At 64.1% G+C, this 17,404-nt stretch carries 17 protein-coding genes and 1 tRNA gene; 11 read left to right on the forward strand and 7 right to left on the reverse strand.

Features of this window, described 5'->3' with window-relative positions; all coding sequences use genetic code 11:
- Positions 1-26: 26 nt before the first annotated feature.
- Positions 27-1,127, reverse strand: coding sequence for a DUF418 domain-containing protein (locus FHT38_RS25690; RefSeq protein WP_183492859.1), 1,101 nt, complete (start codon positions 1,125-1,127; stop codon positions 27-29).
- A complete protein-coding gene (locus tag FHT38_RS18740) occupies positions 1,124-2,866 on the reverse strand; it encodes a proline--tRNA ligase (protein WP_183492860.1) in 1,743 nt (580 codons plus the stop codon). Before FHT38_RS18740 ends, FHT38_RS25690 begins: the two co-directional genes overlap by 4 nt.
- 134 nt (positions 2,867-3,000) lie before the next feature.
- Between FHT38_RS18740 and FHT38_RS18745 the strand changes: the two genes are divergently transcribed.
- Positions 3,001-3,711, forward strand: coding sequence for an RNA pyrophosphohydrolase (locus FHT38_RS18745; protein WP_255488854.1), 711 nt, complete (start codon positions 3,001-3,003; stop codon positions 3,709-3,711).
- Between the two features lie 98 nt (positions 3,712-3,809).
- Here FHT38_RS18745 and proB read toward each other — a convergent pair whose 3' ends face one another.
- The 4 genes from proB to rplU form a co-directional block, all read right to left on the reverse strand.
- Positions 3,810-4,955: a glutamate 5-kinase gene (proB, locus tag FHT38_RS18750; RefSeq protein WP_183492861.1), complete on the reverse strand. Its 1,146-nt coding sequence runs from the start codon at positions 4,953-4,955 to the stop codon at positions 3,810-3,812.
- Positions 4,956-5,018: 63 nt separating this feature from the next.
- Complete coding sequence (gene cgtA, locus FHT38_RS18755; protein WP_255488855.1) at positions 5,019-6,272, reverse strand: Obg family GTPase CgtA; 1,254 nt, start codon at positions 6,270-6,272, stop codon at positions 5,019-5,021.
- A 230-nt stretch (positions 6,273-6,502) separates the two neighbouring features.
- Positions 6,503-6,760 (reverse strand): 50S ribosomal protein L27, encoded by a 258-nt coding sequence (gene rpmA, locus FHT38_RS18760; RefSeq protein ID WP_091727137.1) that lies wholly within the window; start codon positions 6,758-6,760, stop codon positions 6,503-6,505.
- A 37-nt stretch (positions 6,761-6,797) separates the two neighbouring features.
- Positions 6,798-7,109, reverse strand: a complete 312-nt coding sequence (gene rplU, locus FHT38_RS18765; RefSeq protein WP_067065598.1) for a 50S ribosomal protein L21 — start codon at positions 7,107-7,109, stop codon at positions 6,798-6,800.
- A 366-nt stretch (positions 7,110-7,475) separates the two neighbouring features.
- Between rplU and FHT38_RS18770 the strand changes: the two genes are divergently transcribed.
- The 6 genes from FHT38_RS18770 (at position 7,476) to FHT38_RS18795 (ending at position 12,719) form a co-directional block, all read left to right on the forward strand.
- On the forward strand, positions 7,476-8,405 hold the full coding sequence (locus FHT38_RS18770) for a polyprenyl synthetase family protein (protein WP_183492862.1): 930 nt from the start codon (positions 7,476-7,478) through the stop codon (positions 8,403-8,405).
- Positions 8,406-8,431: 26 nt separating this feature from the next.
- Positions 8,432-8,508: transfer RNA gene (locus FHT38_RS18775), tRNA-Pro, on the forward strand.
- A 114-nt stretch (positions 8,509-8,622) separates the two neighbouring features.
- Positions 8,623-10,242, forward strand: a complete 1,620-nt coding sequence (locus FHT38_RS25695) for a tyrosine-type recombinase/integrase (RefSeq protein WP_183492863.1) — start codon at positions 8,623-8,625, stop codon at positions 10,240-10,242.
- A gap of 105 nt (positions 10,243-10,347) precedes the next feature.
- Positions 10,348-10,590: a DUF551 domain-containing protein gene (locus FHT38_RS18785; RefSeq protein ID WP_183492864.1), complete on the forward strand. Its 243-nt coding sequence runs from the start codon at positions 10,348-10,350 to the stop codon at positions 10,588-10,590.
- 174 nt (positions 10,591-10,764) lie between these two features.
- Positions 10,765-12,129: a hypothetical protein gene (locus FHT38_RS18790; RefSeq protein ID WP_183492865.1), complete on the forward strand. Its 1,365-nt coding sequence runs from the start codon at positions 10,765-10,767 to the stop codon at positions 12,127-12,129.
- Between the two features lie 26 nt (positions 12,130-12,155).
- Entirely contained in the window at positions 12,156-12,719 is a 564-nt protein-coding gene (locus FHT38_RS18795; RefSeq protein WP_183492866.1) for a hypothetical protein, read from the forward strand.
- Between the two features lie 306 nt (positions 12,720-13,025).
- Here FHT38_RS18795 and FHT38_RS18800 read toward each other — a convergent pair whose 3' ends face one another.
- Complete coding sequence (locus FHT38_RS18800) at positions 13,026-13,805, reverse strand: hypothetical protein (RefSeq protein ID WP_183492867.1); 780 nt, start codon at positions 13,803-13,805, stop codon at positions 13,026-13,028.
- Between the two features lie 210 nt (positions 13,806-14,015).
- Between FHT38_RS18800 and FHT38_RS18805 the strand changes: the two genes are divergently transcribed.
- The 4 genes from FHT38_RS18805 to FHT38_RS18820 all read left to right on the forward strand — a co-directional run bounded on the left by FHT38_RS18805 (position 14,016) and on the right by FHT38_RS18820 (position 17,268).
- The gene (locus FHT38_RS18805) at positions 14,016-14,597 is read left to right on the forward strand and encodes a recombinase family protein (RefSeq protein ID WP_183492868.1); all 582 of its coding nucleotides are present in this window, start codon (positions 14,016-14,018) and stop codon (positions 14,595-14,597) included.
- A 105-nt stretch (positions 14,598-14,702) separates the two neighbouring features.
- Positions 14,703-15,023 (forward strand): hypothetical protein, encoded by a 321-nt coding sequence (locus tag FHT38_RS18810; protein WP_183492869.1) that lies wholly within the window; start codon positions 14,703-14,705, stop codon positions 15,021-15,023.
- A gap of 521 nt (positions 15,024-15,544) precedes the next feature.
- Positions 15,545-16,237 (forward strand): hypothetical protein, encoded by a 693-nt coding sequence (locus tag FHT38_RS18815; protein WP_221213994.1) that lies wholly within the window; start codon positions 15,545-15,547, stop codon positions 16,235-16,237.
- A 287-nt stretch (positions 16,238-16,524) separates the two neighbouring features.
- Positions 16,525-17,268 carry an AbiV family abortive infection protein gene (locus FHT38_RS18820; protein WP_183492871.1) on the forward strand — a complete coding sequence of 248 codons (744 nt, stop codon included), beginning with the start codon at positions 16,525-16,527 and terminating at the stop codon, positions 17,266-17,268.
- Positions 17,269-17,404 lie beyond the last annotated feature (136 nt).

Genomic DNA, 17,404 nt, shown 5'->3' on the forward strand with positions numbered 1-17,404 from the left:
CATCGTAACGGCGCTGGCCGGCGCCGTCAGCGCGACAGCCAGCGTTCCAGCGGCAAAGGTCGCGGTCCGCGCGCCCGCGCGAGCAGCAGTCCGCCCACCCAGTACGCCAGCGCCAGGCCCGTGGTGACCAAGGTGCCTGGTTGCCATGACAGCCCCGCGCCGCTGAACAGCGCAAAGCTCAGCACCGAGCTGCACAGATAAAGCGTCAGCGTGTGCCGGCCCAGCGGCGCGAGCGCTTCCAGCAGGCGAGGATCGCGCCGCATCCGCAAGACCAGGGCCGGTACTGCGGCACTGAGCAGCAGCATCGTCGGATAGAGATAGAAGATCGCGTAGCGCCCGGTGACGAAGCTGTCGCCATCGCGCAGGCCCGGCCAGAGCAGCGAGGTGAACGCGATGTTCACCACCACCGCCGGCCACAGCCAGCGACGCGACCAGCGCCGCAGCGCGGGTTCCCAGCGCGGGTGGGAGAACAGGCGCAGCCGCGCCGCCATCAAGCCGCCCGTCATCAGCAGCAGCGGCACCGGGATGCCCAGCGTCATGAAGGCGATCGTCGTCGCGGTGAAGTGGCCGGCATTGCGCAGCGTCCACTCCGCCCAAGGCGCCGGCGCCATCAACGGCACCGAGGGTTCGCCGGCCAGCGGCAGATTCGCCAGCACCATCGTGAACCCGATCACCACCAGTTCCACGGCAATCAACACCCGGATCCGCAGTTTCAGCTGCGTCATCGAGTGGCCGGCCCAGATCGCGAGCAGCGACCCGGCCACGGCATACAGGGTCAGGATGTCGCCCATGTAGAGCAGGCTGCCGTGCAGCAGGCCCAGCGTCAGCATCTTGGCCAGCCGGCGGCGGCGCTTGACCAGGGCGTCCAGCCCGCGCGTCTGCGACAGCCCCTGGCTGTAGCCGAAGAGGAACGCCAGCAGCGCAATGCCCTTGCCCGCCACCAGCGCATGCAGCAGCCAGGACAGCGCCTGGGCCACCAGGCCTTCGTCGCTGGCGGGCGGGCTCAGCGGGCCGGCGTCGGGCAGCGCCGGATAACCGACCCAGTTGACCGCGACCACCGGCAGCAGCGCCAGCGCGCGGAGCGCGTCCACCGCCGCGACGCGCTGCGGCGGACGAGCCGGACTCACGCCAGGCGTTGCTTCAGGTGGGCGACCACCTCAGCCAGCGCCAGCTTGGTGGCGGCGGCATCGCGACGGCCCTGCACCTCGACCTGGCCTTCCTTCAGGCCGCGATCGGAAATCACGACCCGGTGCGGCACGCCGACGAGTTCCCAGTCGGCGAACATCGCGCCGGGGCGCTCGCCGCGATCGTCCAGCAGCACATCGATGCCCAGGTCCAGCAACTCGTCGTAGAGCTTCGTCGCGGCGGCCTTCACATCCTCGTTGCGGTCCATGCCGATCGGGCAGATCACCACGGTGAAGGGGGCGATCGACGCCGGCCAGACGATGCCGCGCTCGTCGTGGTTCTGCTCGATCGCCGCGCCCAGGATGCGGGTCACGCCGATGCCGTAGCAGCCCATCTCCATCAGCTGCGGCTTGCCGTTCTCGTCCAGGTAGGTCGCGTTCATCGCGGCCGAGTACTTCGTGCCCAGATAGAAGACGTGGCCGACCTCGATGCCGCGCTGGATCGCCAGCACGCCCTTGCCGTCCGGCGACGGGTCGCCTTCGACGACGTTGCGGATGTCGGCGACCAGGTCGGGTTCGGGCAGGTCGCGGCCCCAGTTGGCGCCGGTGAAGTGGAAGTCGGCCTCGTTGGCGCCGCAGACGAAATCGGACATGTTCGCGACCGTGCGGTCGGCGATGACCTTGACCGGCTGCTTCGGGCCGATCGGGCCCAGGTAACCGGGCTTGCAGCCGAAGTGGGCGTCGATTTCCGCGGCGGTCGCGAAGCGGAAGCCGCCCTTCAGGCCTTCGAGCTTGCCGGCCTTCACTTCGTTCAGGTCGTGGTCGCCGCGCACCAGCAGCAGCCAGACCTGCGACTTGATGATCGTGCCGTGCTCATCGAGTTCGTCGGTCGCCAGCACCAGCGACTTCACCGTCTGCGACAGCGGCAGCTTCAGCAGCTCGGCCACATCCGCGCAGGTCGCCTTGCCGGGCGTCGGCGTCTTCGTCAGCGCCTGCGTCGCGGCACCCCGCGTCGCGATCAGCGACAGCGCCTCGGCCAGCTCGATGTTGGCGGCGTAATCGCTGGTCGGGCAGTAGATGATCGCGTCCTCGCCGGTCTCGGCGATGACCTGGAATTCATGCGAGCGGTCGCCGCCGATCGCGCCGGTGTCCGCCGCCACGGCGCGGTATTGCAGGCCCAGGCGATCGAAGATCCGGCAGTAGGCCGCGTACATGTTGTCGTAGCTGCGACCGGCCGCGTCCTTGTCGCGGTCGAACGAGTACGCGTCCTTCATCGTGAACTCGCGCCCGCGCATGATGCCGAAGCGGGGCCGGCGCTCGTCGCGGAACTTCGTCTGGATGTGATAGAAGTTCTTCGGCAGCTGCTTGTAGCTGCGCAGCTCCTGGCGGGCGATGTCGGTGATGACCTCCTCCGACGTCGGCTGGATGATGAAGTCACGGCCGTGGCGATCCTTCACCCGCAGCAGCTCGGGGCCCATCTTGTCGAAGCGGCCGGTCTCCTGCCAGAGCTCCGCCGGCTGCACGACCGGCATCAGCAGCTCGACCGCGCCAGCGCGATTCATCTCGGTGCGGATGATGTGCTCGACCTTGCGGATCACCCGCAGGCCCATCGGCATGTAGTTGTAGATGCCGGCGCCCAGGCGCTTGATCATGCCGGCCCGCATCATGAGCTTGTGGCTGACGATTTCCGCGTCGGCGGGGGCTTCCTTGAGCGTGGAGACGAAGAACTGGGAGGCTTTCATGGGCGCAGAAAATAAAAGTCCGCGGTCAGCCGTGCCGCCGCGGAAAAACCGTTCACCACCGAGGGTTAGCGATGATCGCGCCGGGGCTCGGGCCCGGTGCAATAATCAATCCAACGAATGATTTGAGGTTGATTATGCTCGACCGTGAAGGCTTCCGGCCCAACGTCGGCATCATCCTGCTCAACCACAAGAACGAGGTGTTCTGGGGCAAGCGCATACGCACCCATTCTTGGCAGTTCCCCCAAGGGGGCATCAAGCATGGCGAAACGCCCGAGCAGGCGATGTTCAGAGAGCTGCATGAGGAAGTGGGCCTCACCGCAGACCACGTGCGCATCATCGCGCGCACCCGCGACTGGCTGCGCTACGAGGTTCCCGATCACTTCATCCGGCGCGACGCGCGCGGCCACTATCGCGGGCAGAAACAGATCTGGTTCCTGCTCCAGATGACCGGTCGCGACAGCGACATGAATCTGCGCGCGACCGACCACCCCGAGTTCGATGCCTGGCGCTGGAACGAGTACTGGGTGCCACTGGAAGCGGTGATCGAGTTCAAGCGTGGCGTCTACCAGATGGCGTTGACCGAACTCGCGCGCTTCCTGCCGCGGCTCAATCATCACAATCGCTATCTGCGGGCGGGCATGCGGCCGCCACCGCGCGGTGATCGGCATGGCGGGCCCAACGAGCAGGATCATCACCGGCACGACCGCGTCGACCCTCGGCCTCACGAGCAGGAAGTCGTCGCTCACGCCGCGGATGGTCATTCCCAGGAAGCCCGCGAGCGGGGCGATGCCGCCTCGCCGGTTGCCGCCCCCAAAACCGGTTCGGTGGAGCCGGCGAAGGACTGATCGGACCGGCGCCGCCCTGGAGGCGGCGGACCGGGCAAGACAAAGGCGCCCTCGGGCGCCTTTCTTCTGGGTCGTGGTTGGATGCTCGCGCCGATCGATCAGCGCAGCACGAGGTTGTCGCGGTGGATCAGCTCGGGCTCGGCGGCGTAACCCAGCACCCGCTCGATGTCGAAGGACGGCTTGCGCGCGATCAGCCGCGCCTCGGCGCTGCCGTAGTTGGTCAGGCCGCGCGCCAATTCCTTGCCCGCCAGGTCGATGACCGCGATGACGTCGCCGCGATGGAAATCGCCGGACACCTCCTGCACGCCGATCGGCAGCAGGCTCTTGCCTTCGTCGCGCAGCTTGATCGCCGCGCCGGCATCGACGACCACCTTCCCTCGCAACTGCAGGTGGTCGACCATCCACTGCTTGCGCGCCGCCAGCTTGGCGGTCGACGCCATCAGGGCCGTGCCGATCGACTCGCCGTGCGCCAGTCGCAGCAGCACGTCGGGCTCCCGTCCCCAGGCGATCACGGTGTTGGCGCCGCTGCTCGCCGCCCGCTTGGCCGCCAGGATCTTGGTGATCATCCCGCCCCGCCCGATGCTCGATCCCGCGCCGCCGGCCATCTCTTCCAGCTCGGGTCTGCCAGCGGTCGCGCGATCGATGAAGCGCGCGTTCGGGTCCTTGCGCGGGTCGGCGGAATACAGGCCCTTCTGGTCCGTCAGGATCACCAGGGCGTCCGCCTCGACCAGGTTGGCCACCAGCGCGCCCAGCGTGTCGTTGTCACCGAACTTGATCTCGTCGTTGACGACCGTATCGTTCTCGTTGATGACCGGCAGCACACGATGCTGCAGCAGCGCCAGCAAGGTCGAGCGCGCGTTCAGGTAGCGCTCGCGATCGGCCAGGTCGGCATGCGTCAGCAGCACCTGCGCGCTGGTGAGGCCCTGTTCGCGCAGCTTGGTCTCGTACATCTGCGCCAGGCCCATCTGGCCGACGGCGGCGGCGGCCTGCAACTCGTGCAGCTCCTTCGGCCGGCTGGCCCAGCCCAGGCGCTTCATGCCTTCGGCGATCGCGCCGCTGGAGACCATCACCACCTCGCGGCCCTCGCGGGCCAGTTCCGCCAATTGGCGGCACCAGTTGCCGATGGCCTCGGCGTCCACGCCCCGCCCCTCGTTGGTCACCAGGCTGGAACCCACCTTCACGACGATCCGTCGCGCGTCCCGCAGGACACCAGTCAATTCGCCGTTCAGGTTGCCGTTGCTCATGCGATGGGAGGATGAGGGAGTCGTGGACCGAAGCCGGAAGTCAGGGCGATGCCGGAGACGCGTTCAGGGCAGCGGGTCGAAGCGCGGATCGCGTTCGGGCGGCTTCTCCGCCTTCTCCGCCTTCTCCGCCTTGCCGGCCTTCTTGCCGCGCGGCGTCTTCGCGGGCGTCGCCCCGGCGGACTCAGCCTTCGCCGCCTTGATCACCTTGGCCTTGGCGGCGCGCGTCTTGCGCGTTTCCTGGAAGGCCTTGGGCGGATCGATCGTCGGCTCGTCGAAGCGCGCATCCGGATCCTCGACCGGCGGCGCCTGGATCGAGGCGACGTGATCGTAGATGGCGCGGATCAACGGCTCGCAGCCCTCGCGCGTCAGCGCGGAGATCTCGAACACCGGTCCCTTCCACTTGTAGCGCTTGACGAAATCCTTCACGCGGGCGGCGCGCTCCTCGGCCGGCACCATGTCCAGCTTGTTGAGCACCAGCCACCGCGGCTTCTCGTACAACGCCTCGTCGTACTTCTTCAGTTCCTTGACGATGGCCTTGGCCTCCGCGACCGGATCCACGTCGGGATTGAACGGCGCCAGGTCGACCACGTGCAGCAGCACGCGCGTGCGCTGCAGGTGGCGCAGGAACTGGTGACCCAGGCCGGCGCCTTCGGCGGCGCCCTCGATCAGGCCCGGGATGTCGGCGATGACGAAGCTCTTCTCCGGCCCGACGCGCACCACGCCCAGGTTGGGATACAGCGTGGTGAAGGGGTAATCGGCAATCTTGGGGCGGGCATTCGAGACGGCCGCGATCAGCGTCGACTTGCCGGCGTTGGGCTGGCCGAGCAGGCCGACGTCGGCCAGCACGCGCAGTTCCATCTTGATCTTCTTGACCTCGCCCGGCCAGCCCGGCGTCTTCTGACGCGGCGCGCGGTTGGTCGAGGTCTTGAAATGCAGGTTGCCGAAGCCGCCATCGCCGCCCTTGGCCAGCAGCACCGGCACATCGGGCTCGAGCAGCTCGGCGATGATCTCGTCGGTCTCGAGGTCCCGCACGATGGTGCCGACCGGCACCTTCAGCATGATGTCCTCGGCGGCGGCGCCGAACTGGTCCGAACCCCGGCCCGCTTCGCCGTTGCGCGCCTCGTGGCGCCGCGCATAGCGGTAGTCGATCAACGTATTGAGGTTGCGATCGGCCACCGCATAGACGCTGCCGCCGCGGCCGCCGTCGCCCCCGTCCGGACCGCCGAAGGGAATGAACTTCTCGCGGCGGAAACTGGCGCAGCCCGCACCGCCGTTGCCGGCGGCGATATCGATGGTAGCTTCGTCAACGAACTTCATGGATGGCCTTCAGTCCCGGAGCGGGGCTATCGTAATTCAGGCCCCCACGCTCCCGCGCGAGGACATGCTTTGAATCGGAGCGAGTCAGGTTTCGCCGGAACTCGCGGTCGGCGCGGGAACCCTAAGTCACAGGCCCCGAAAAAACAAAGCCCCGGACGAAGCCGGGGCTCTGGGTCCGCCGGAAGCGGAAGACCAGGTCTTCCGCCCGCGGCGTCAGGACATCAACGCGCTCAGGCCGCCGTGACGACGACGGTGGAGCGGCTGTTTTCGCCCTTGACGGTGAAGGACACCGTGCCGTCGATCAGCGCGAACAGCGTGTGGTCCTTGCCCATGCCCACGTTGGTGCCGGCGTGGAACTTCGTGCCGCGCTGGCGGACGATGATCGAGCCTGCCGAGACGGTCTGGCCGCCGTACACCTTGACGCCAAGCATCTTCGGCTTCGAGTCGCGGCCGTTTCGTGTCGAGCCGCCGCCCTTTTTCTGTGCCATGGATTACTCCTTGATCAGATTGCGAGTGAGTCGAGGATCAGCCGTTGACCGCGCTGATTTCCAGCTCGGTGAACGTCTGGCGATGGCCTTGGCTCTTCTTGTAGTGCTTGCGACGACGCAGCTTGAAGATGCGCACCTTGTCGTGCTTGCCATGAGCCACCACGGTGGCCTTGACGCTGGCGCCAGCAACCAAGGGAGTCCCGATCTTGAGGTCCGCGCCGTTTCCGACGGCCAGCACCTGGTCAATCACGATCTCTTGGCCAACTTCCGCAGCAATCTGTTCTACCTTGATCTTTTCGCCAGCAGCAACCTTGTATTGCTTGCCACCGGTTTTTATGACCGCGTACATATCAGCCCTTTCACATGCGAGCGATCCACGAAGCGCCACGAGGCACCCTGCCGACCGCCCAAGAAAAAACACCGCATGGAGATGCGGAGCCCGAGAATGTAGCACAGGCACCCCTGCTGATGCAAACCCTGAGACGCGCCCAGGCCCGCAGCCATCGGCCTTCGCGACCGGCGGAGCATCCGGATGCGCACTCCGCCACGGGTCGTCACGGCGCTGCCCAGCCGCGCGGGTGCGCAAGAGCGCGTGGCTCAGCCGGCGCCTCGCGCGGGCCTTCCTATAATCCGCGCTTCCCCTCACCGTGAGTCCAGAGTGCAACCCATTGCCTCTACCCCTGTTGCCGAGGTCCTCGAGGCGCTGAATGCGCAGATGAACGAAGTCGATGCCGTGATCGCGCAGCGGCTTCGATCGGACGTCGCGCTGATCAACCAGATTTCCGCGTACATCATTCACGCTGGCGGCAAGCGGATGCGGCCCAAGCTGGTGCTGATGTTCGCCAACGCGCTGGGCGCCGACTCCCCCGCCAGCCGCGAGCTCGCGGCGGTCGTCGAATTCATCCACACCGCGACCCTGCTTCACGACGATGTCGTCGACGAGTCCGCGCTGCGCCGCGGCAAGCAGACGGCCAACGCGCTGTTCGGCAACGCGGCCAGCGTGCTGGTGGGCGACTTCCTGTATTCGCGCGCCTTCCAGATGATGGTGTCGGTGAATCGCATGCGCGTGCTCGAGGTGCTGGCCGACGCGACCAACGTCATCGCCGAAGGCGAAGTCCTGCAGCTCATGAACATGCATGACCCGGACGTCGCGGTCGACAGCTATCTGCGCGTCATCCGCTACAAGACGGCCAAGCTGTTCGAGGCCAGCGCGCGCCTGGGCGCGGTGCTCGCCGATGCGCCCCCCACCCTGGAGGACGCCTGCGCCGGATACGGCCGCTCGCTGGGCACCGCCTTCCAGCTGATCGACGATGCGCTGGACTATGAGGGCACCAGCGATTCGCTGGGCAAGAACGTCGGGGACGACCTGCGTGAAGGCAAGCCCACGCTGCCGCTGCTGATCGCCATGGAACGCGGGACCGACGACGACCGCGCCCTGATCCGCCACGCGATCGAGCATGGCGAGGTGGAACGGCTGCAGGACATCGTCGCGATCGTGCGCCGCACCGGCGCACTGGAGGCGACCCGCGAGGCCGCCCGCGCGGAAGTCGCACAGGCGCGACAACATTTGTCGGCGCTCCCTCTTTCCAAGTGGAAAGAAAGCCTGCTAGAATTTGCGGCTCAGTCGGTGGAGAGAAGTTCTTGAACAAACTCTCGATCGAATGACCAAAACGGGGTGTAGCTTAGCCTGGTAGAGCGCTACGTTCGGGACGTAGAGGCCGGAGGTTCGAATCCTCTCACCCCGACCAGGATTCTTAGGTGGTTCACGAGTGAAGACTGCAGAGACCCAGCAACCATGCGGGTCCGAGTCCCGTGAACCCGTCCAGTCACCATGTCAATCCGGCTCCTCTTCGGAGCCTGACGTGCCCCTCCCGACTGGACTTCGCCGTGACAGCGGCGGCATCTTCCAACTACGTATTGGCGTCCCTGACGACATCCGTCCGTTCTGGCCTCGGCTGCCAAACGGCAAGATGGCCGTGGACGCCTATCGTCGTTCGCTCAAGACACGTGATCGCGCTGAGGCGGTCACCAAAGCACACACGCTGATCGCTGATTACCAGCGTCAGTTCGCGGCCCTCAGGGACCAGCACCGCCCGCAGTTCACCCGGCTGACGCCGAAGCTGATGGCCTACCTGCTGGATCAGATCAAGCACACGCTGCTGCAGGGCGATGACGTCATGCGGCCCTTGGGTGAGGTCTCCTATGTGGGCGTCTACAGCGGCGAAGTGCGCTCGACCTCGGACACGCTGAACAACGCTGAGCGCCTTCAGGTACTGAGCCGCGAGTTACGGGTGCTGCAGGCCCAAGGCGACTTCGAGTTGACCGTCAACCTGCTTGATTGGCTGCTGAGCCGCATCGGACTGCCGCCAGCGAACTGGCAGCTACATCCGTCGTACCTGTCACAGGCTGGCCGCGCTATGGCTGCGACGTTCCAGGCCGTTGCGGATCGCGCGTCTGGCGACCTCATCGACACTCCTCCGGCCCCTCCGCTATACGCGCCCGAAGCCGTCACGGAAAGCCCGCAGACACCGAAGGCTCCGGCGAAGACCCTCCGCGATGCCGTGCCGCACTGGAAACGCCTGACCAACGCCAAGGACAACGCGATCCAACGCATGGACCGGGCGCTCGACCTATGGGAAGACGCAGTCGGCGCCCTATCGCTTGACCAAATCACCCGAGAGATCGGTGGGGAGTTCGTGCTGTACCTACTCGACGACGACCGGGAGTTCGGACGCAAGACGGCCGCGAATCATGCCTCCAACATCAACGCTTTGACCAACGTCGCGGTGAAGCAGGGCCTGATGTCCGCCAACCCACTTGACCTCAAGTTCACAATTGACGACAGCGCCAAGCGCGTGCCGTGGACCCGCGAGGAGTTGGTCAAGTTGCACGCTCAACCGGTCCGAGGGGAGCAGCCGACAGAGGCGGACCCGGCAGACGCTGACCTGCTCATCAGCATGTTGCTTTGGTCCGGCGCCCGGATCAGTGAGATCGCGGGGCTCCGCGTTCAAGACGTCGAGGAGCGGGACGGCATCCTCGCGGCCTACATCCGCCGCGCGACCACCAAGAACGATCAATCCGTCCGCTGGCTCCCCATCGCGTCCGCGCTACGCGAGAAGGTCCAGGCCCACTGCGACCGCCGCAAGGATGATGGCAGCACCGCTTTGTTCCCGTCGTTCCACCGTCGAGCCGGTACGTCCGCAGGCGACATGGCGGGACGCTGGTTCCGCCTTCACCGTGAGGCTCTGGGCCTGCCCTCTGGGCACCTGAACGGATCCCACAAGTGGCGTCACACGGTCCGCACCAAGCTGGCAGGCGAAGGGCTGGGGGAGGCGCTGCTGGACGCCGTGACCGGCCACCTCGCGACTGGAGGCAGCGCTGGGCGCAAGAGCTACACCCACGCGGACCAGTTCCCGCTTGCGAAGGTTCTGGAGGCCGTAGAGCGCCTCGCATGGCCCTGGCCTGCCCCGCGCACGTCCTAAGCCTTCCAGCGCCGCTGGGCGCCTCTGCGCAACCCGACGACATCACCAAACAACGAAGACGCCCAACAGGGCCACAGGTCAGCCATGACCACGAGGGAACACAACATGAACACCACCGCCTGGATCTCCATCGAAGACGCCTTCCCACCTTTGGGCCAGTCCGTACTGGTCTCTGGCGCCGCGCCGGATCCGACTCACGCCGACGCCATCCACATCACCGCTCGCCTCGTGGAATCGTGGCAGCGCTCGGAGGCCGACGGCATGCCGGTGTGCGTCTGGGCCGATGAGGACGAGATGGAAGAACTCACCTTCGATCCGACTCATTGGCGAGCCGCCAAGGCCCTCTGACGCCAGCAAGACCTGGTCCCCAGGCTCTTACGCCACTTCCTTATGGAGAGGCCTGGGAGCCCTTAGGAGTAGCTGAGTTCCTCTCGCTGCTCCTTCTCACCCCTGGTCATCACCTTGATGATCATCCATGTAGATCACCCAATGGATAGCACCTTGGGGAGCCGTAGGCCCTCCATGATTCCCACGCCGAAGTTGACCAAGTCCCCCCGCCAGCAGGCGATCCAGGAGCGCACCAAGGACTCCTTTTTCGACGGTCACCGAACCGCCCGTAGCACCATCGCCAAGCAGCTTGTGTCCGAGGTTTTGACGCTCCTGTCGGGCCTGGACAGCAACGGCTCAGAAGACGGAACCATCACGCCTCGCCTACGTGCTCGCAGGCTTGTTGATCAGCGCCTGTACGAGCAGCAAGTTGAGGCCGTGCTGTGTGACCTCATCTCAATCCATCGGCGCTTGCCTGGACGCGGCCTCTGCGTGACCAGGAACAAACGAGCCCTTAGCCGTCGTGACCGCTATCAGGCCCCTTTCGTGTCGGAGAAGCTGATCGACGTGGTTGACGCCCTCGTGGCTGTTGGCATCTGCACCATCCGGCTTGGAGCCCATCGGCGCGTGTCTGGTGGCGTCGGGAGCACAACTACGACCATCAGGCCCGGTCCAGCCCTTCTGGCGCTCCTCGCTCGCTTGCCGGTGTCACTACACGACCTGGGCCGCCATCCAGGCCAAGAGGTGATCGTCCTGAAGGCACCCAAAGCCCGTAGAGGCGAGTCCGGTGAACGCCTCGACTACGAGGACACGCCGGAACGTGATGCATTGCGGGAGGAGGTGCGACGGATCAACAGGTGGCTGGCCGACGCGGACATCGAGTACGCCCCGCTTGATACACACCCACGGCATGCCGCCGTAGACGCCCAGGACCGTGCCCTACGCCGCGTGTTCATTAACGGCGTCTTCGACCAGCATGGGCGCCTCTACGGCGGTTTCTGGGAGAACCTGAGGTCCCAAGACCGCAAGGACTGCATCCTGATCGACGGAGAGGCCGTAACGGCCCTGGACTATGGACAGATGGGGGTGCGACTCATGTACGCCCACGCTGGCGTCGCGCCCCACTTCGAAGACGCCTACGCAATCCCCGGCCTGGAGCAGCACCGCGAGGGCACCAAGAAGCTAATCAACGCAATGCTGAACGTGTCCAAGCCGCTGGCAAAGACTCCGTCGGACATCAGGGAACTGTTGCCTGTCCGGATCGTGGTCAACGGTCACGACATCGGCGGCGGTCACATCAAGTCGCTCACGAAGCTGGTCACCGATTTCCATCATCCGGTGGCCCACCTCTTTCACCAGGGCATGGCACTTCGCGGGATGCGACAGGAGAGCGACATCATGGTTCGGGTGCTCCTCGACCTGATCAACCAGGGCATCACTGCCCTCCCCATCCATGACGGCCTGCTTGTGGCCGAGTCTCGGGCCGCTGCAGCCGAGAAGGCCATGCTCAGAGCCTTTGAAGCCGTGACGGGCCACGCCGGAGTGGTGAAGCTCGATTAGTTTTGGCCCACCCTAGAATTAGAACGATGCGCAAACCCTTCGAGATGGACCCCCACGTCCTCATCGCCGCTGCCGAAACCGAAGATGAAATCGGTGCTGTCCTTAGGGCACATCTGTGCACCGAACAGTTTCTCAACTGGTTCATCAGGGTCCGCACCGAAGGAGAGATGAGCACGTTCGTCAAGGAGCCGCGTGACTTCAGAGCCAAGTTGAGCTTGGCCGTGGCCTTAGCGTTGCCGCTTCCGTTTGCTGGCGCCATCCACCAGATCAACGTCATCCGCAATGGGCTCGCGCACCGACTGGATGCTCTTGACTCTTCGCAGGTCGAAGAGTTTGCGCGTCAGGTGAACAAGCTCAGTCCACTCGCTCCTGACTTTGCCCCCCTGTCCAGCCGGTACATCACGCTTGAACAGAAAAGGCCCGGCGTGAAGATCGCCTTCGGATCTGAGGGGCCGCGCATCGACTTCATCATCGCGTCGTTTGCTCTTCTTGCGACGGCAACCGTGTGGTCTCACTCGCTCCTCGCCTACATGGACTCGCCAGAGTGGCACCGTATGACGACTGCCAGATACACGCCTCCGGCGACCTAAGTCCCGCCTCACTGTGGGAACGGCGATACGTAGACACTCTCGGACACCATGTTTCGAGGCCCCACAGGCTCATCTTTCACATGAAGCGACGCCGCCAGGACAACTTAGGTTTCTGCTCGCCTTTCGCTCCGCCCGAAGTTCGCTGAGAGATGGCATGCCCCGACCCGCGTTGGATGCCAGGGACACGCGGCATGGCCGGTGAAGGACTCGATGGAGGGGCGTAAGGGGCCGTCTTTCCCTTCATCGGCGTACTCCAGGCGCAACTCATTCTTCTGTCGAGCGCCGTCGCTCTATCGCACGGACGTGTTAATCCGACTTTCGTGGGTGGAAAGGCGGGAGCGGCGCTGACCCGGGGGGGAGAAACACCCCCAGGAACTCCAGATCCGCACCCCATTGCTTCGCGCCTTCCAGTTCAAGACGGATCTCATCGAAGACCGCCATCATGTGCATCTCACCCACTTCAAGGCGAGAACTCAGCATCTTCTGGAGATCGTCGTCGTTGATTGCCATCAACGTCTGGAATAGGTAGCGATGGAAGCTCGTGACCGCCTGGAGGACAGCCTGAGAACTCTCGTTAGACCAGAACATTGGCTGTTTGGGGATCTTCAGGATCGGCCAGTACTCGCCTTCCAAGGACATTGGCAGCATCCAGTGCGTGTCCGCGTCTTGCGGCGTGCTTAGTTCGGCAGGGAGATTCGTCGCCCTGGGATGGACGTGTTGATTCCGGATCGTCACGAGTTCCCGAATTGCCTGGACCTCTCTCATTCCGTATGCGATTGAGGGTAGGCCGCGCAGACGCAGGCATGCGTCGATCTTCGCGAGCGGCGGCATGCGGTCCAGCTCTTCCAACAGCGCCTTGGGAATGTCCAGGGTCGCCATCAGGCAGTTCGCCGCGCACTCGACACCAAGTGCGGACGCCAGGATCGACGCTCGCGCGAACCGTTGACTGGAATAGCCGTCTGCCGCTTCGGCTGCGTTCGCCGCGTGCTTGTGCTGGAAGGCCGCGTCGGCCAACAGGTCGTAGAAGGCTCCATAGCGGAACACGCCGGGTAGTTTCAGGTCTTCGGGGGAAGAGGGCTCACTCATAAGCAGGAACTCTAGCTCGGCAAACTGGCAGGAGCCGTCTTGCGTTCGCCCCTAACCGCTTGGATCCAGGGCTCAGATAACAGTCACCGTAGGCCAGAACTTGTACGTTCTGAGCCAGGGGCAGCTAAGCCTCTTCTGGTTGGCTCATTCATAGTTGACACCATTTTTGAGCCTGGCTCATAATTCACAATCAACTTTTGATACCGAGGCATGGCCCGCATCGCTTACTACCGAGTGTCCAGCAATGACCAGAGCACCGAGGCTCAACGGCATGCCCTGAGCCAGGGCCAGAGCTTTGACAAGGAATTCCGCGACGAGGGCGTCAGCGGCGCCATTCCAGCGGCCCAGCGCCCCGGCTTCTCACAACTGCTGACCTACGTCCGCGAAGGCGACTCGCTCCACGTCTACGCTGTGGACCGCCTGGGCCGGGATGCCCTGGATGTCCAGGCGACCGTGCGGGCGCTGCTGGCGCGTGGGGTCACCGTGGAGGTCCACGGCCTGGGGACCATCGCTAGGGGTGTCGGAGAACTGATCCTGGCGGTCCTGGCTCAGGTGGCCGACATGGAGCGCAACCGGATCAACGAGCGCACTGCGGCCGGTCGGGCAACTGCGAAGGCATCGCTGGCCGCGACGGGCAAGACCCACAGGGGTAAGGCGTCCTTGGGGCGTCCGATGGGTGGTGATCCGGTCGAGGTGAAAACCTGGAGGGAGGCGAACGGCGCCAGCATCGCGGCCACTGCGGACCACTTCAAGCTGTCCACGGCAACAGTGAAGCGGTACTTGGCCGTTTGAGCCAAGATCACGCACGTCGAAAGGCACGAGGCGCAATTCAACCGCAGACACTGAACCGTTCCGTAGAGGTATTCTTCCTGTACCAAGTCACGGGGAGATCATCAAATGCTCAAGGTAACCGGCCTGGATGCACTTACGAAGCGCCTGAATACGCTGGCCGACAACGCGAAGAAGCTAGACGGCACTCACTCAGTCGCGTTGAACGAGTTGCTCACGCCTGCGTTCGTCGCCAAGCACACGCGCTTTGCCAATGCGGACGAGTTGTTCGACGGTAGCGGCTTCGACATCAAGACAACCGAGGACTTCAAAGCGATCCCCGACGATAAATGGGATGAGTACATTCGTTCGGTTTCGTCATTCCCCGATTGGGCATCGATGCAGGCGGAAGCTGGGAAGGCTTGGGTGACGAAGCAACTCGGCCTGTAGTTACGAGTCGGACCCCTTGCTCGGCGAATGTCTTGGAGCAAATGCCCCGATTCGATTTACCGAGTTCCGCTGGGGGTCTGGACGTGCTGGCTCTCGGTCGTCGCCGGCCGGTCGTCGGGGCTGGACCTCCGGGCCGGTTCTGTGGGAATTTCGATTCGGTTCGCCATGTAACCCCCTACCCCCCGGCACCCTCCCGACTTCAAAAAGGCAGGTAAAGCCTCGACCGCTGTTGTTGTTGTTCGACCTTCACGGTGAGTGCGTCGCCTGGAGAAATCGAAACGAATCCGAGGTAGCCCCCCCCGGGGTGGCAGGGGTGTGGCCACGAAAAAGGGGGGGGCCTGTTTTGCTATAGCGGCGCCCCGGGAGGGGCGGGCCCGGGCGTGGGGAAGGTGTCTCAGGCAGTCTCGCGATGACCGGCGGTGATCGGGTTCAAAGAGGTCGCCAGCACTGGTAGCGGCATGATGCAGCATTCGAATAGGGTCAGCGGAGCCAAGATGCGAGACACGGCAGAAGAGGGAAAGTTGAGGCAGATGCTCGACCGCGCGGACCGGCAACTGAAAAGGTCTGAACTGCTGTTGGACTATCGCCGAATCAACTGGCGACATGTTGCCGCCCCGAGGATTTACGAAGGCTTCAATGCCGTATTCAGGGTAGCGCGGGAAATCGGGTTTCCCTTTCAGTTCCAGTTGGACCACGTCCAGACGCCAAATGAGGAAGTTATTCAGCTTCGGGCATCAAAAACGTATGTCGGCGTCGTGAATCGCAAGGAGCATGCGCCCTGGGAACCAGCCTATCCCCACACAGACCGAAAGGTACTCGAAGAAGGCGGCGAACTGGTGGCTTCGCAATCCTCAACGGGACACGTATTCTTCCTGGTGACCCCGAGACGATCCGAGCGAAGCACCCCGAGCGAGACCGAGCTGATCCTGATGGGGCCGCTCGATCCGAACGATGTGACCCCTGGAGTAGTTCGGAAGGCAACCCGACGCTACCTTGTGCTACTCAAGGCCACATCCAGCATTGGAGGCGATTCGCTAGGCTGCTCGGATTGGCTGCTCTATCAGTGGACATACACATTTGAGCTACGTGCCAAATATGATCTAGTGCGGTCAGCGGTCGGCCTGAAAAACGAATGGCTGAAGGCAAGCGTGACGGCGGTCATAGCGATACTCGCTGGATTCGTGCTCGCCAAATACGGGATCAAGAGTTCCTGAGTGCAGCGTCAGCGTCTGGTGGACGCGCACCATTGCCACCTGATCCACGCGACCGACCACAGGGTCGCGGAAACAGAAATCCATACGTGAGCCCGGTACGGACCGCTCATCATCAGCGTCGCAATGACCAGCGAGTAGAACAAGGCTGCGTAGGGCGGCAGGAGCCGGCCGAGGAAGATCAGGATGCCCGCTGTCAACAAGTGACCCCTTTCCGACAGCATGCTCCTAGCTAGTCCGTCAGCTCCCGAGATCGACACAAGAATCCAGCAAAGACTTCCTCTACGGTCATGAAGAAATCAAGTCCTGTTCACCGACTCACCGACGAACTACTGAGGGACTACACGGCGGCGGCGCTTTCGAATGCGGAGCAGCTGACTCAGGAAGCTCAGTTACTTCTGGCCCACGGCCACCATGCCCGTGCGTACTTCCTGGCCGTAGCCGCGATTGAGGAGTGCGGGAAGGCGTACACCACTCATGAAGGGCGAGGAAGGGACCTCACGAACCCGGCGATTGCCAATCGGCTTCAGAAGAGCATCGCGGATCACCAGCAGAAGCTGAACGCCGCCACTCTCCCTTGGATACGCCGCATGGCAAATCCCAGGGATCAGATCCTGCCGCTGGTGGAAGTGATCGTCGCTCTTCAGAATGGCCGTGAGCCCTCGATGTATTCGGACATCAGATTCGACGGCAGCGGGGTCCACAAACCATCTGACGTCGTTCGTCCTGAGGTTGCGGCGAACTGCGTACGGTTCTGCGTCGATATTTGGAAGCACACGGCTGCGTTCTTGGCTGAGACCGCGCCCACGCCCTATAGCAAGACGCACGACGCCCTCTTCGAGATCCGTCCGGACAAGCTGGCGGCCATGACTAACACGGAGGACTTCGCGGCGTACTTGCTGTCCCGGTTAGAAGGAGGAGATATGGACACGACGGCGGCCTTCGTTGCCTATCACCGCGACTACTTTCAAAAGGGCATTCAGTTTCAGACCACCACCGGCCAAGCGGAGGAATCTGGGCGAGGCGCCTCGTAGGCATATGCCAGGACCAATGCCTTGGAGGGAGTCTCGAAATTCGGAGGGCGTGAGCTCGGCAAGCCATCTAGAGCGCCAGGCTACCGGTCTCGGAGGATAGGGCACCGGCAGTGCCCGTCACGCTCTATCCGTTTCT

The organism is Mitsuaria sp. BK041, assembly GCF_014193085.1.
Classification (GTDB): Bacteria; Pseudomonadota; Gammaproteobacteria; order Burkholderiales; family Burkholderiaceae_C; genus Roseateles.

Excerpts from the sequence above, each read along its gene's own strand:
- FHT38_RS18805 (WP_183492868.1), top strand. The coding sequence starts at position 14,016 with ATGGCCCGCATCGCTTACTACCGAGTGTCCAGCAATGACCAGAGCACC.
- FHT38_RS18800 (WP_183492867.1), bottom strand. The coding sequence starts at position 13,805 with ATGAGTGAGCCCTCTTCCCCCGAAGACCTGAAACTACCCGGCGTGTTC.
- FHT38_RS18745 (WP_255488854.1), top strand. The coding sequence starts at position 3,001 with ATGCTCGACCGTGAAGGCTTCCGGCCCAACGTCGGCATCATCCTGCTC.
- FHT38_RS18740 (WP_183492860.1), bottom strand. The coding sequence starts at position 2,866 with ATGAAAGCCTCCCAGTTCTTCGTCTCCACGCTCAAGGAAGCCCCCGCC.
- FHT38_RS18790 (WP_183492865.1), top strand. The coding sequence starts at position 10,765 with ATGATTCCCACGCCGAAGTTGACCAAGTCCCCCCGCCAGCAGGCGATC.
- FHT38_RS18795 (WP_183492866.1), top strand. The coding sequence starts at position 12,156 with ATGCGCAAACCCTTCGAGATGGACCCCCACGTCCTCATCGCCGCTGCC.
- proB (WP_183492861.1), bottom strand. The coding sequence starts at position 4,955 with ATGAGCAACGGCAACCTGAACGGCGAATTGACTGGTGTCCTGCGGGAC.
- FHT38_RS18820 (WP_183492871.1), top strand. The coding sequence starts at position 16,525 with ATGAAGAAATCAAGTCCTGTTCACCGACTCACCGACGAACTACTGAGG.
- FHT38_RS18810 (WP_183492869.1), top strand. The coding sequence starts at position 14,703 with ATGCTCAAGGTAACCGGCCTGGATGCACTTACGAAGCGCCTGAATACG.
- cgtA (WP_255488855.1), bottom strand. The coding sequence starts at position 6,272 with ATGAAGTTCGTTGACGAAGCTACCATCGATATCGCCGCCGGCAACGGC.
- rpmA (WP_091727137.1), bottom strand. The coding sequence starts at position 6,760 with ATGGCACAGAAAAAGGGCGGCGGCTCGACACGAAACGGCCGCGACTCG.
- FHT38_RS18785 (WP_183492864.1), top strand. The coding sequence starts at position 10,348 with ATGAACACCACCGCCTGGATCTCCATCGAAGACGCCTTCCCACCTTTG.
- rplU (WP_067065598.1), bottom strand. The coding sequence starts at position 7,109 with ATGTACGCGGTCATAAAAACCGGTGGCAAGCAATACAAGGTTGCTGCT.
- FHT38_RS18770 (WP_183492862.1), top strand. The coding sequence starts at position 7,476 with ATGAACGAAGTCGATGCCGTGATCGCGCAGCGGCTTCGATCGGACGTC.